Raw genomic sequence first — 14,197 nt, forward strand, 5'->3', positions numbered from 1 at the left:
TAATGGGCAAGGCAATGCGCGAAGCTAACCGGCTTCGCTCTGAACAGGAAGGTTGCCTTCTATGCAGCGTGGCGCATTACTGTTTCTACTCATCGGCCTCATCGTCATTATTGGTGGGTTGGCGGCTTTCTTGCTCTTGCGCGGAGGAGCGGGACGTACCACTACCTCAACAACGCCGGAAATTCCGCCGACGCCAACAACAGTGCCGTTAGTACCCGTGGTGCAGGCGCTGGTGGATCTTGATGCTAATACCTTGATCAACGATCCGGCGCTGCTCGATGTGGTACAGGTGCCTATCACCGAATTTGACGAAAAGAACGAATTTAGCAACATTAATGATGTCCTCGGGAAGTTGCTTGTCAATCCGGTCGTGGCTCGCCAATCGATCCGGCGCGATAATGTACGCGATCCCGGCCTTTCGCAACGGATCCCGACTGCCGAACCCGGCCAACCACGGGTGAAAGCGTACCCCATCTTAGTTGACAGCTTATCAGGCGTGGCCGATCAGGTGACAATCAACGATTTTGTTGATATTATTGCCACTTTTCCGGTTGATCGCCAAATTATTCGTCCCAGACCTGTGCAAGTGATAACCGTTAATGAGGTTGACCAACTTGTCCGTGAATATCAATACGGCGAAACCCAAACCTTCTTCACCACAAAGACTATCATCCAGCGCGCACAGGTGCTCCAGATTGTGCGTCCGGCAACCCCACCGCCTGTTGAAGGTGAAAGAACCGGTGAAACTGGTACTCCGACAACTGGTGGCCCACCAGCAGTTGATGCTTCCGGTCAACCGATTGGTTCCGCCGGTAGTAGTACGGGTTCAAGCACGTTAACCGAGGGAACATGGGTCATTGTGCTGGCATTGACCGATCAAGAAATTGAGTTGATCGAGTTCGCGAAGCAGAGCAGTGCCCGGATTGTGCTGGCGTTGCGGGGCGCCAATGATGATACCGTTGAAACAACGAGTGGTGTGACTATTGATCTCTTGGTGCGCGAGTTTGGTCTGCCATTACCGCAACCGTTGCCACCGCGTGTTTACGGCGAGGCCGAAGTGTTTACGCCCCAACCAACGCCAACTCCGCGTCCATGAGTTATTCCATTAGTGCCGGCTCTAGGGTAAAATGACAATATGCAGTACGCCCAATCATAGCCAATGCGTTATCGCAAGTGTGTGCGTCCGTTGCCACTACTAATAGTACAATAGTACAAGGTCTGAGGAGCTAAGGCATGAGTGAAGCCGAAAAGATTCGAGTCATGATCGTTGATGATGTGATCGACACGCGCGATCAGCTCGAGAAGTTGCTCTTCTTTGAAAAAGATATCGAAGTTGTTGCGAAAGCGAGCAATGGGCGCGAAGCGATTGCGTTTGCTCGCCACTATCGCCCGCAAGTCATTTTGATGGATATTAATATGCCCGATATGGATGGGATTGCCGCTACCGAGGCGATCCTTACCCAAGATCCGGGCATCCAAGTCATCATCATGAGCGTGCAGGGCGAGACCGATTACATCCGGCGGGCGATGTTGGCCGGTGCGCGCGAGTTTCTAATTAAGCCGATTAGTGCCGATGATCTCTATCGTTCCATCCGGCATGTTGCCAAACTGGCGGCGATGCGTCCGGTGGTAGCAGTTGCCGGCGGCGCAGCGGCTGGCGTGGCAGCGGATGGAAAACCTTCGGTTGAGGGCCAGATCTTCGCCGTGTTTAGCCCGAAAGGTGGGGTAGGCGTTTCGTCGATTGCCGCTAATTTGGCGATCGCGATCAGGCAGCAAACGAATAAAAAGGTTGCCCTCGTTGACGGGAATGTGATCTTCGGTGATCTGAGCGTTATTCTCAATCTGCGCGCTGATAAGACGATCGTTGATATCGCGTCGCGGATCGAAGGTCTCGATCGCGATCTGCTCAACGATGTGATGGCGACCCATCCCACTCAAGTAAAGGTACTGCTGGCCCCGCCCGATCCGCAACGGGGCGAGATAGTGACGGCTGACCATATCCGCGCTATTCTTGAGGTGTTGCGACAAGAGTACGATTATGTCGTAGTTGATACGCCAGCCTCGTTTCAAGACCGCTCATTGGCCGTGCTAGATTTGGCCCAGCGTATCGTGACGCTGATGACGCTCGAGATGCACTGCCTCCGCAATGTTAAGCTCTTCCTTGAAGTGGCTGATCTGCTGAACTATCCTGCCGAGAAGGTGACGTTGGTCTTGAACAAGGCGACCAATCGCACCGGGATTCGGGCTGATGAGGTAGAAAAACACTTACAACGCAAGTTGGCATTGCAGATTGGCGATGCAGCGCAGGAAATGACACTGGCGATCAATCAGGGGGCGCCAATCGTGATGGCGAAACCGAACCATCAAGTGGCGAAAGATATCATGAATCTGGTGCGAGAATTGGTCGCGAAAGCGAATAAAGAGGCGACAGCCAAGAGTAGTGCGAAGTCGCGCAGTTTGTTCGGCAGTTTGTTCGGCGGTCTGATTCCCCGTCGCTAATGCGCGTGGCATTGACCGGTGTTTGCGGTACCAATAAGGGAGGTGAGCGCGATGTCGTTGCTGAAGCGAATTGGTGGGAACGTCCCTACACCGGTCGAACCGGCGGCGTCGCGTGCGCCGATCCGGCCTGAAACAACCAGCCGGTTGCCGGCGGTTGGTGCGCCAAGTATGGATGAGACGTTCCGTGAGCTGCGTTCTCGCGTGCAGGATCGCCTGATCAATGAACTGAATCCGCAGCTTGATCTGAACAATTCGGCCAAAGTGCGCAAACAGGTCGAAGAGATTTTTAACGCGATTCTCGATAGCGAGAGTATCGTATTGTCGCGTGCCGAGCGCCAGCGTCTGTTTGAGAGCATTACGGCTGATATCATCGGCTTGGGGCCGATCGAGCCGTTGCTGGCTGATGAAGATGTCAGTGAGATTATGGTCAACGGCCCAAAACAGGTCTACATCGAAAAGAAGGGCAAGTTGATCAAGACCGATATTACCTTCGCCGATGATGACCATGTGATGCGGATTATCGATCGAATCGTTGCGCCGCTGGGCCGGCGCGTTGATGAGTCATCGCCGATGGTCGATGCCCGTCTCAAAGATGGATCGCGTGTGAACGTGGTGATCCGCCCCTTGGCGTTGAATGGGCCAACGATCACAATCCGTAAGTTCCGCAAAGATAAGCTGACGGTGCAAGATTTGGTGCGCTTTGGCTCGATGTCGCAAGATATGGCCGATTTTCTGGCAGCATGCGTCAAAGCGCGTCTGAATATTGTGGTGGCTGGTGGTACCGGTTCGGGCAAGACGACATTGCTCAATGTGCTATCGTCGTTCATTCCAGAAGACGAGCGAATTATTACCGTCGAAAACGCTGCCGAGTTGCAATTGCGCCAAGATCACGTTGTGACCCTTGAATCACGTCCGCCAAATGTCGAAGGCAAAGGCGAGGTTACGATCCGTGATCTGGTGATTAACTGTCTCCGTATGCGCCCCGAACGGATTATTGTCGGTGAGTGCCGCGGCGGTGAGACGCTTGATATGTTGCAGGCGATGAATACCGGCCACGATGGTTCGATGACGACAATCCACGCCAATACGCCGCGTGATGCCATCAGTCGTATTGAAACGATGTGTTTGATGGCAGGTATGGATCTGCCCGCGCGTGCGATTCGTGAGCAAATTGCTTCCGCTATTCACGTCTTCGTCCAGCAGTCGCGGTTGAAAGACGGCTCGCGCAAAGTGACCCAAATTACCGAGGTTGCAGGAATGGAAGGCGACGTGGTTGTCTTGCAGGATATTTTCGTCTTTGAACAGACCGGTATTGATGAGAAGGGCAAGATCGTGGGCCAATTGCGCCCCACAGGGGTGCGACCGCGGTTCCTCGAGAAGTTCGAGGCGCTTAACATCTTCTTGCCGCCAACCATCTTTGGTTCGTCGGAGCGTTTCAGCTTCTAAGCATACCGCCCACCGCCGGCGCTAGAGGGAGGCGTCGATCCTATGGATGTCTTGTTATCACCGGAGATAATGCCGGTTACGTTAGGTATATTAGGTCTTTTGCTGATCGTGCTGCTGGCCGTGGTGGTGGCGTTGATGCGGCAGTCGGCCACGGTTGATGTGGCGCAGCGCCTTGAGACGCATGTCGGCGGCAAAGCGCAAGAACGGCCTAATGAGCCGGTTGCGCGCCAAGCGATCGAGCGCATTGATGCAGTTGTTTCACGCAGCAAGCGGGGCAGCTCGATCAAGAACGAGCTGGCACGCGCCGACCTGAAACTGACCGTGGCCGAGTTTATTGGTCTGAAGTTGGGTGCGGCCCTGCTCGGCGTGGTGTTTGGCTTTATTCTTGGCCGGGCTAATTTTCTCGCCCAAGTGGTGGCTGCTCTCGTGTTTGCGGTCATTTTTTCCTTTCTGCCCGACTTATATGTGAATCTTCGTGCCGCCCAGCGTGTGAAAGCCTTTAATAACCAATTGGGCGATGTAATTACAATGATGGCTAATGCGCTGCGCGGCGGTTATAGCTTCTTGCAGACGCTCGATATGGTCTCGCGTGAGGCGCCAGCTCCCGCTTCGGTCGAGTTTCGTCGGGTGGTGCAAGAAGTTGGTCTCGGTCGCTCAACCGAGGAGGCGTTGCAGAACCTGCTCCGGCGCGTTCCCTCTGATGACCTCGATCTCTTGATTACTGCCGTCAGTATTCAAATGGAGGTTGGTGGGAATCTGGCCCAAGTTCTTGATACGATCGGTCATACGATCCGTGAGCGTGTGCGGATCAAGGGTGAGATTTCCACCCTCACTGCGCAAGGCCGGATTTCGTCGTGGATTATTACCGGTCTGCCGATTGGCTTGGCGATGTTCATTACGGTCGTGAATCCTAGTTACATGGCCCCCCTGTTCACGATCGGGATGCCGCCGCAGGCATGGTGCTGTATGCCGGTAACGTCGTTGGTGATGATCGCAATGGGATATTTTGCGATCCAGAAAATTATCGATATCGAAGTGTGAGGTGCGGCCATGACCGATATATTGATTATCGGCGGAATTGTGATAGTTGGCGCTGCGCTTATCCTGATTGCAGTTCGGCAGATGAATCAGTCGCGAGCGATTAGCGAACGGCTGGATCAGTGTACTGACGTGTCGTTGTCGCTCGAAGAGCTTGAGTTACAGCAGCCGTTTCGCGAACGCGTACTTGTCCCGATGTTTCGTGCTCTGCTGAATACGCTTGGCCGGTTTGGCCTTAAGCAGAATCAGGAACGGTTGCGGATGAACCTGCAATTGGCCGGCAATCCCGGTAATATCTCACCCAATATGTTCATTGGCTTGCGCATGGCGCTGGCAATTGTGTTGATGGTGTTGATTGGGGTCTTGGTGATGGGCCGCCTGCCGTTGATGCAGGCTTTGATGGGGACGTTTATCGCAGCGGCGATCGGGTATATTTTACCCGGTATCTGGCTCGACCGGAAGATCAGAGAGCGCAAGAAGAATATTCTGAAGGCGCTGCCTGATGCGCTCGACCTGCTGTGCATCAGCGTCGAAGCTGGGTTGGCATTTGATTTGGCCTTGCAGCGGGTAGCGCAGAAGTGGGATAACGAATTGTCGCGCGAATTCCAGCGTGTACTGCAAGATATTCGTCTTGGTCGCACCCGCCGTGAAGCCCTGCGTGATCTGGCTGCCCGCACCGGTGTTGATGATGTGCAGACCTTCGTCTCGGCAGTGATCCAAGCCGATCAATTAGGTGTGTCGATGTCGAAGATTCTACGCATTCAGTCTGATCAGTTGCGGGTGCGCCGGCGCCAGCGTGCAGAAGAGGCAGCCCAGAAGGCACCAGTGAAGATGTTGATTCCGATGGTATTTTTGATCTTCCCCGCACTGTTCGTTGTGATCCTCGGCCCGGCCGTACCACGAATTATGTGGGCCTTGGGAGTGATGAATAGCGGGATGGGTAATTAGGCGGTGATGGTGCAGATCGTGAATCAATCTCGGCACGCTGTCCTTGCCCGCCAATGCGAAGTGGCGCGCACCTTTTTGAGCCGTGGCCGTGGTTTGCTCGGACGATCATCATTGCCAGAAGGCGGTGGATTGTTGATTGAGCCGTGCAGCAGCATTCATATGCTCTTCATGCGGTTTCCAATCGATGCCATTTTCGTTGATCGGCAAGGGCAGGTGGTCGCACTCTACCCGTCATTGCCGCCATGGCGGCTTTACGCTGGCCATCGCCGCGCGCGCTATGTGCTTGAGCTGCCGGCTGGGGTGATTGCTGCAACCCAAACCGCCATCGGTGATCAGATTGTGGTGCAGCCGGCAGAATGAAGGTTCTGCTGCTATAGCACAGGGTGGGTGTCTAGACGACCAATGCTGTGGCGGGGAACATGACCCTACTCGTTTGGACGGGCCTCTCTCGTTTATGGAGTGCGGCAGTACAACTGCCGCACTCTGCATATTCCAAATTCTGGCTTTGCTCATGATGATCGGTTGCTGGTATAGCGAAGTTAGCTCATTTGAACGTCGCCAATGAACGATTCCCAAGCTTATTCGCGCTGGCTGGCGTTGCTGCTGGGTATCGCTTTTATTGCACTCTACCTGCTCACATTAACCAAGGTGCATACCTACGATGCCCTCTCGTACATCCTCGACGTTGATCGCAAGCCATGGCCAGAGTTGTTTCATCCCCATCACCTCCTCTACGGTCCGCTGGGGGCGTTGATCCGGTGGCTGGCAACCGGTTTGGGTTGGCAGGGTAGCGCCGAGCTGTGGCTGCAAGTAGTGAATGCTCTCGCCGGCGCGGTCGGCGTGGTGCTGATCTTTTTGCTGGGGCGCGCTGTGACTGGTTCGATGATGGCCGCTCTAGCGGCGGCGTTGAGCGTTGGCTGGAGTTATGCCTACTGGTATTACGCGGTTGAGGTAGAGGTCTACACCCTTGCTGCGGTTGCCCTGACCGTTGCGCTGTGGCTACTAGCCGCTATTGCGCGCCAGCCACGCTGGCAGACGGCCTTTTGGTTAGGGGTAGCGCATGGGGTAGCGGTGCTGGGTCACCAGACCAATGCTTTATTAGTGGTTCCGGCGCTGGTGACGCTTAGGTTGGCAGTGAGTAATGACCGTGACCGCCTACGCTTGAACATAGCCTATCTGCTGCCGCTGGGATGCGTGGTGGGTGGCGCGTATCTGGGGGTGGTGCTCGGTGTGAGCGGGATGCGCCGTTGGGATGAGGTGTGGGCATGGTTGACCGGTTATGCCCGCACCGGGTTTTGGGGGGGCGCGATTGATGGCGCGAAATTGGTCGGTTTGGGGAAAGGTTGGAGTGAGACGCTGGCTATGAACGGCGGTGCGATCGTCGGTGTGTTGGCCTGCACGCTGCTGCTAGCTGGGTGGCGTGGGATTGCCCGGTTGCCGCGCTCGTTGCTGGCTGGATTGCTGAGCTGGCTGCTGGTGTATGGCTTGTTCTTCCTCTGGTGGGAACCGGATAATATCGAGTTCTGGATCGCTAGCCTGCCGCCGTTAGCGGTGCTGTTCAGTGCAGCGTTAGCTACCCGCCATCCGCTCGATCGTTGGCGCGCAGGGCTGGCAGGTGTCGCCGGTATTGCTCTGGCGGTGGTGTTGTTTGCGCTCAATCTGCCGGCGATCGTGGAACGGGGTGATGCCAAGCGGGATTTGCAACGCCGGATTGCAGCAGCCCTAGCTGAGCTTAGCCAACCCGGTGATCTGATCATTGTGCCCGATGGCGTGCTCGAGCTTTATCTACCCCATTACTGGGGTCGTGATACCGTCTATGGCCTCAATCAGGCGATGATTGCGAGCGGCGGCGATTGGCCGGCGGCTTGCTCTCTGATCCAACAACGGATCGAGACCACCTTGGCCAGTGGTTATGCGGTGCTGATTGCCGATGAAGCACAGCGTCCGGCGCCTGCCCCACCCGGCCAACCGCCAACACCGGCTGAGCGATTTGGCTTGACCGCTGAGCATGTAGCAGCCTGCTACGACCCACTGCAGGCTAAGTTGCGACCGGTGGCGTTGGCCGCCGATCTGCCGTCGTATCGCATGATCCCGCGTGCGAATGCGTTATTGTGGGCAGATGGCTGGGATTTTCGCGCCGGACGTTGGGGTTGGCGCGCCACCGGAGTAGTGGCTGAAGCAATGACCGCTGCCGGTTGGCAATTGACGCCGGCATTCGATCCGGCGCTGATCAGTCCGCCGTTGCTGTTCTCGCTGGCTGATGTAACGGCGATAGAGGTGCGCTTAGCAACGACAACCAATGCGCGCGATGCCCAACTCTTTCTCCTTGATCCAGCCGGCCAGACCAGCGAAGCATATTCAATCCGCTTTACCATCACGCAGGGGAATACGGTAGCTACTTACCGGCTTGATGTAACCGCCTTGGCTGATCGGCTTGATCTCGTGGGTGGGTTGCGCTTCGATCCGGTCAGCGCCGGTGATGGCGGAACGGTGATCGTAGAGTCAATCCGACTCGTGCGGCGACCGGTAGGAGGCGGTCAATGACGGGTACCCTCTTATCACCTTCTTGGCGCGTTGCTGCCTATTCCTTATCTTGACCGCTCAGTAGGAGATATGCGTAGAGGATGGCGCCTGAACTGATCGAGACGAACAGTTTCAGAGCAAGAGGGAAAGTAGTGGGTGAAATAAAGGCTTCGATCAGACCGGCAACGACCAAGATCAAGGCGCAACCGATCAGTAACACCACGGCGCGCCGGGCGGCCACGACTAAGGCACCACGCCGGCTCAGGGTGCCGGGCCGGAGTATTGCCCAACCCAATTGTAGACCGGCGCCGCCGGCGATAAAAATGGCGCTGAATTCGAGGGTGGCATGCGCGGCGACAAAGCCCCAGAGGTTAGCTGCAAAATCGAAGCGTTGGGCAATGCCGGCAATTGTCCCCAACAACAAACCGTTCATAAGTAACACGTAGAGGGTATACAGTCCTAATGTAACCCCGCCGGCAAACGCTCTGATCGCCACTGTGATATTGTTGGTCATTATCTCGGCTGAAGCGGCGGCGGGGCCTTCGTTGATCCGCAACCACCACTCTTCACCGTTGCGAATCTGATTGACGATGAAATCAACGCCGGGCACGAAGGCTTCGCTCAAGGCGGGATCGCGGAAAGCGGCGATAAATGAGGCGATAGCCGGTAACAGAAACACCAGCGCCGCGGTCAACGTCATCGGCCACGTGGCGCGGAAGGTGTGCGGCAAGGTGTAGCGGAAGAACGTGATCACCCGATTGGGTTCGGCGGCGCTGTAGCGGTAGATCACCCCGTGAGTGCGAGTCACGAGCTGGTTGAGATAATGGGTAAGGGTATGATCGGGATAATCGCGGCGGGCAATGGCGAGATCGGTGCAGACTTGCCGGTACAGTTGGCCCAGCTCGCGCAATTCGTCTGCCGGTAATTGGCTGATCCCGCCGTTAGCGAGTGTGATCAGCTCCTCAAGGCGTTGCCATGCCCTATGACGTTGGCGAATCTGGTGTTCAGGCGTAGTCATTGCCGAATACATGTGCCACTGGCGAGCGGTTGGCCAAGCAATGCCGCGGTCAACAAGGCGGGTTGCGGCCCGATGAGGTAGACTTCTAGGCCGGGCACGGTCTCGACCAAACGCCACATCACCTCAAGCTTGCTCCGCATACCGCCGGTAACATCGGCGGCACGCGATTCGCCGGCACCAGACAACACCTGCCCAATATTGGTACGATTGATCAACGGAATCGGCTGGGCCGACGGGTCACGGTGCGGATCGGCGGTGTAGACTGCTGCTTCGCCGACCAGCACGATCCGGCGCGGTTGCAGCGGGCTATGCAGCGCCAGAAAGCTCAGGAGTGCTTCAGTTGAGATGATAGCGGTGCCTTGAGCCGTATCAAAGGCGACATCACCGTGAATGACCGGTACCAACCGGCGCTTGAGCGCCTCGTTGATCGGCGTAGTTTCCCAATCGGTAATCTGGCCATTAGTGCTGAGCAGTGAAGCTGAAGGTTGCAAGCTGACTGCCGGCACGCCAGCGGCAAGCAAGGCGTCAACCACGATCCGGTTAAGACGCAGCGCCGCAGCAGCAGTAAGGGCAAAGCCGGTATGGTCAGCATCGAGCGGCGTCCCGCGATGGACGCCGTAGCGTGCCGCGTAGTGGTGACCAAACGAGCCGCTGCCATGGCCGAGCACTAACGCTAGCGCCGGATCGGCAGCGCGCGCCGCTGCCACTGCACCGGCCAGCGCCTCGATCACGGGCAAATCAGCCGCTTCACGCCCAGCCTTATCGGTAATGACCGAACCGCCAAATTTGACGAAGGTATACACGGCATTTACGACGGAAAAATGATCAAAACACCTAAAACGGTCAAACCCCACAAGATAATGCTCAGCGCCAGCGGACGATCTTGCAATACTAATTCTTCGGGCGCGCCGCCGCCATCGCATTGATAGATCAGGTACAGATAGCGGAAAATGGCATAGACCACAAACGGGATCGTGATCATCAGCATTGGAAACGGCTCTTGGGGCGCAACCGGCGCCGAGAAGGCCGTCATACTGTACGCCATCACGATGCTAGCGGTAACGATCGCCTGCATCTGATCGAGCAAGGGGATCGAGTACTCTGCGAGGATGCGCCGGTGGTTGCCGGCTCCGCCTTCAAGCAGTTTCAACTCATGGCGGCGTTTGCCGATGCCAAGGAAGAGCGCCAACAACCCCATACAGACGATCAGCCACGGTGTGATCACAACATCGATCACCGCTGCGCCGGCGACGGCGCGCAAGATAAAACCAGCGGCAATAATGAGAATATCGAAGATTACGATATTCTTGAGCCAATAGCTGTAGAGGAACCCTTGCACCACTACGTAGATGGCCAGCACCAGCGCAAAGTCGAGATCACCGTCCAACCAGACTGCAAATGGAAAGACTGAAACGATCAAAATCGCTGCGGTTACGGCTGCGACAGTGGGGCTAAGTAACCCAGCAGCTAACGGACGATGCCGTTTTTTCGGATGCGCCCGATCTTTCTCAATATCAACCAGATCATTGATCAGATAGATAGCACTAGCTGCCATGCTAAATGCAACAAACGCCCCGATCACACGCAGGAGTTCGAGCGGTTCATAATACCAGAGACGACCTTCAGAAAAGGCGATTGCAGCAAAGACGAAAACATTTTTGATCCATTGCCGCGGGCGCATAGTGCGCACGAGCGCGTGCAACGAACGGGCGCTGAGTGGCGCGGCGCGTTCGATTGATTGGGTTCTGGGAAGATTGTTCATGCCTGCCTGTCAATGCCTTGGTACGATTCACTTGTCTTGATTGTACTCGACAGGGGCGACAATCGTCAACGAAAGCATGAGTAGGTTGATAGTATGCGTAATGCGGAATGATGAATGAGCATCTTAATCTTTCACTGCGAGTTTTGGCTTGGTTCAGCGGGTTATGGGTCTTCTCCCTATCTCCCTGATCCCAAATGCCTATTCCCGGTCGTGGTTGCCCGCGCCTCTACATTCGTGTACAATGGCTGCCAGCTTTATCGTAGGCATCCCGACAAAAAACGTTATGCACGAACTGCTGATCGCTACCCACAATCCGGGCAAATTGCGTGAATTTGCCGCGATCTTCGCCGATCTCAACCTGCGCCTTTATTCATTGGCCGATCTCGGAATCACGATGGTGTTGGCGGAGACTGGGCAAACTTTTGCCGAGAATGCACGACTGAAGGCCGAGGGGTACTGCGCGCTCAGCGGGTTGCCAACCTTGGCCGATGATAGCGGTTTAGAAGTAGCGGCGCTAGGTGGCGCGCCGGGGGTGCATTCGGCTCGGTACGGCGGCGTGAGTGGCCCGGCGCAGTTACAATACCTGCTCGACCAGATGCGTGATGTGCCGTGGCATCAACGACTGGCCCGCTTTGTATGCGTGATTGCGCTGGCGCATCCCAATCGTCCGACAGAACTGGTTGAAGGCACATTGCCCGGCGTGATCGAATTTGCCCCGCGCGGCAGCGGTGGGTTTGGCTATGACCCGCTCTTCTACGTGCTTGATGAAGATGCAACGCTGGCCGAGCTGAGCGCCGAGCGCAAAAATCAGATTAGCCATCGGGCGCAGGCAGCCCGGGCAGCGCGGGAGGTGTTGGCGCGCTGGCTGCATGCATCACTATAGTACGACCCTTCACTGCCCAGCGGAGGAAAGGATGAGGGTGATGCTGCCGGCGCATCGGCTTGAGAAAGCGGTTTGGAGGATTGTGTGTTCGTCGCGTCGTTAGCTTCAGGCAGCGCCGGCAATGCGCTGTTGATGCAAGCGGGTGATGAGGCGTTGCTAATCGATGCCGGTATCTCGCTGCGCTCACTCGAACGATTGCTTGCCGATCGTGGCGTTGTTCCTACCCAAGTGCGCGTAGTGCTGTTGACCCACGAGCACGACGATCATGCCCTGAGCGCAGTGGCGTTTGCGCGCCGGTATGGCATTCCGTTAGTAGCCAATGCGCCGACATTGGCGGCGCTCGGTGAAACAGCGACGGCGGCGCCAATCGCGGCTTTGCCCGTTGGTGAACGGGGCGCCATCGGCGCATTTAGCGTCGAGAGTTTTCGCGTCCCGCACGATGCTGCCGATCCGGTTGGATATCGTATACAGGCGGCAGGGGTGACGGTTGCGGTAGCCATTGACTTGGGCAGTTGGGATGCGACGACAGTAACCGCGCTTAGTGCGGCAGATCTCATCGTGCTCGAAGCGAACCATGACCGCGAGTTATTGCCGTCTGCACCTTACCCACCGGCGGTACGCCAGCGAATCAGCGGGCCGCGCGGCCATCTTGATAACACGCAATGCGGCCAGTTGCTAGCCCATGTCGTTGCTACCGGCGCGCCGAGCGATATCTGGTTAGCCCACCTCTCGCGCCATGCCAATACGCCGCAAGCAGCAGTGGCCGGGGTGGGGCGGGCGTTACGGCAGTCTGGTGTGCAACGTATCCCGCGCTTACATCCCCTACCGGCGCGGGCGCAGCCGATACCGAGCGGCATTCCGATCTGGCGTGCTGACGAACGATGGCAGCAACCGCATCTGTTTGCGCTTGATGAATAATGAGCTTGAATGCCAGCAAAGGAGACGATCAATGCCGATCCAAAAAATGGATTACATCTGGTTCAATGGTGAGTTGGTGGAATGGGACAAAGCGACGATCCATGTGATGTCGCACGTCGTTCATTATGGCACCAGCTTCTTCGAGGGCATCCGCTGTTATGAGACGCCGCAAGGCCCGGCGATCTTTCGCTTGACCCCGCATATGCGACGCTTGATCGACTCGGCGAAGATTTATCGCACCACCATCCCCTACACCCTCGATCAATTGGTGGCGGCGGTCAAAGAGACGGTGCGTGCCAACCGGTTGCGTTCCGGCTACATTAGGCCGGTTGTCTTCCGCGGCTATGGCGAAATTGGCGTCAACCCGCAGAATAACCCGATCGAAGTGGCGATTGCCACGATCGAATGGGGCAAGTACCTTGGTGCCGAAGCGATGGAGCAAGGGGTTGATGTGTGCGTCTCGTCGTGGAATCGCTTCGCGCCGAATACAATGCCGGCGTTGGCTAAAGCGGGCGGCAATTACATGAACTCGCAGTTGATCAAGATGGAGGCGCTAGCAAACGGCTACGCCGAAGGCATTGCCCTCGACGCCGACGGCCATGTGAGCGAAGGCAGCGGCGAAAACCTGTTTTTGGTGCGCAATGGGGTGGTGTATACACCGCCATTGACTTCCTCGATCCTCAGCGGGATTACCCGCGATACGGTGATGACCCTCTTGCGTGAGATGGGGGTCGAGGTGCGCGAGCAGGTCTTACCGCGCGAGATGCTCTATATTGCCGATGAACTCTTCTTTACCGGTACTGCCGCTGAGGTGACGCCAATCCGCTCGGTCGATCGCATCCCGGTGGGCGCCGGTCGTCGTGGCCCGATCACGGCTGCTGTGCAAGAGGCCTTCTTTGGCATTGTGCAAGGCGAGCGGCCAGATCGCTATGGCTGGCTTGAATACGCCTAGGATGAGGCCGTGCTGGTAATGGATTGCGTTGGCACCAGCAGCGCATCGTTTGCCTAGCGTTGCGCGAGCTGGTTTGACCAATGTGTTACATTGCCCAAGCATCCCGTCTCTTCCGAGTACAAAGGTGATCGCTGTTGGCCTTGGCATACCGGTTGCGTTCACCCGATCCCTTATCCTGCCACCTACGGAGTGCGGTAGTTCCTCTGCCGC

13 protein-coding genes are annotated in these 14,197 nt (G+C 56.6%); 10 read left to right on the forward strand and 3 right to left on the reverse strand.

Annotated elements, in window-relative coordinates; translation table 11 throughout:
• Positions 1-61 precede the first annotated feature (61 nt).
• From Q1A59_RS03860 to Q1A59_RS03890, 7 genes are all read left to right on the forward strand, one after another.
• A complete protein-coding gene (locus tag Q1A59_RS03860) occupies positions 62-1,096 on the forward strand; it encodes a pilus assembly protein CpaB (protein ID WP_299643935.1) in 1,035 nt (344 codons plus the stop codon).
• 137 nt (positions 1,097-1,233) lie between these two features.
• Complete coding sequence (locus tag Q1A59_RS03865; RefSeq protein WP_298490367.1) at positions 1,234-2,499, forward strand: response regulator; 1,266 nt, start codon at positions 1,234-1,236, stop codon at positions 2,497-2,499.
• A 51-nt stretch (positions 2,500-2,550) separates the two neighbouring features.
• Positions 2,551-3,945: a CpaF family protein gene (locus tag Q1A59_RS03870; RefSeq protein WP_299643938.1), complete on the forward strand. Its 1,395-nt coding sequence runs from the start codon at positions 2,551-2,553 to the stop codon at positions 3,943-3,945.
• Positions 3,946-3,987: 42 nt separating this feature from the next.
• On the forward strand, positions 3,988-4,986 hold the full coding sequence (locus Q1A59_RS03875) for a type II secretion system F family protein (RefSeq protein ID WP_299643941.1): 999 nt from the start codon (positions 3,988-3,990) through the stop codon (positions 4,984-4,986).
• 9 nt (positions 4,987-4,995) lie between these two features.
• Entirely contained in the window at positions 4,996-5,931 is a 936-nt protein-coding gene (locus Q1A59_RS03880; RefSeq protein ID WP_299643944.1) for a type II secretion system F family protein, read from the forward strand.
• Positions 5,932-5,937: 6 nt separating this feature from the next.
• Complete coding sequence (locus Q1A59_RS03885) at positions 5,938-6,291, forward strand: DUF192 domain-containing protein (RefSeq protein WP_298490371.1); 354 nt, start codon at positions 5,938-5,940, stop codon at positions 6,289-6,291.
• A gap of 201 nt (positions 6,292-6,492) precedes the next feature.
• A complete protein-coding gene (locus tag Q1A59_RS03890) occupies positions 6,493-8,475 on the forward strand; it encodes a glycosyltransferase family 39 protein (RefSeq protein WP_299643946.1) in 1,983 nt (660 codons plus the stop codon).
• A 37-nt stretch (positions 8,476-8,512) separates the two neighbouring features.
• Here the strand turns inward: Q1A59_RS03890 and Q1A59_RS03895 are convergent, their stop codons facing one another.
• From Q1A59_RS03895 to Q1A59_RS03905, 3 genes are read right to left on the reverse strand one after another with little or no spacing between them, the layout of a single operon-like run.
• A complete protein-coding gene (locus Q1A59_RS03895; protein WP_298405570.1) occupies positions 8,513-9,472 on the reverse strand; it encodes a stage II sporulation protein M in 960 nt (319 codons plus the stop codon).
• A complete protein-coding gene (locus tag Q1A59_RS03900; RefSeq protein WP_298405567.1) occupies positions 9,469-10,275 on the reverse strand; it encodes an isopentenyl phosphate kinase in 807 nt (268 codons plus the stop codon). Before Q1A59_RS03900 ends, Q1A59_RS03895 begins: the two co-directional genes overlap by 4 nt.
• A 5-nt stretch (positions 10,276-10,280) precedes the next feature.
• A complete protein-coding gene (locus tag Q1A59_RS03905; protein WP_299643951.1) occupies positions 10,281-11,234 on the reverse strand; it encodes a decaprenyl-phosphate phosphoribosyltransferase in 954 nt (317 codons plus the stop codon).
• A gap of 283 nt (positions 11,235-11,517) precedes the next feature.
• Between Q1A59_RS03905 and rdgB the strand changes: the two genes are divergently transcribed.
• The 3 genes from rdgB to Q1A59_RS03920 all read left to right on the forward strand — a co-directional run bounded on the left by rdgB (position 11,518) and on the right by Q1A59_RS03920 (position 13,987).
• Entirely contained in the window at positions 11,518-12,117 is a 600-nt protein-coding gene (gene rdgB, locus Q1A59_RS03910) for an RdgB/HAM1 family non-canonical purine NTP pyrophosphatase (RefSeq protein ID WP_298405561.1), read from the forward strand.
• An 84-nt stretch (positions 12,118-12,201) separates the two neighbouring features.
• The gene (locus Q1A59_RS03915; RefSeq protein ID WP_299643954.1) at positions 12,202-13,035 is read left to right on the forward strand and encodes an MBL fold metallo-hydrolase; all 834 of its coding nucleotides are present in this window, start codon (positions 12,202-12,204) and stop codon (positions 13,033-13,035) included.
• A gap of 31 nt (positions 13,036-13,066) precedes the next feature.
• Positions 13,067-13,987, forward strand: coding sequence for a branched-chain amino acid transaminase (locus Q1A59_RS03920; protein WP_298405556.1), 921 nt, complete (start codon positions 13,067-13,069; stop codon positions 13,985-13,987).
• Positions 13,988-14,197 lie beyond the last annotated feature (210 nt).

Origin of the sequence: uncultured Chloroflexus sp. (assembly GCF_937951745.1) — a bacterium.
Lineage (GTDB): Bacteria > Chloroflexota > Chloroflexia > Chloroflexales > Chloroflexaceae > Chloroflexus.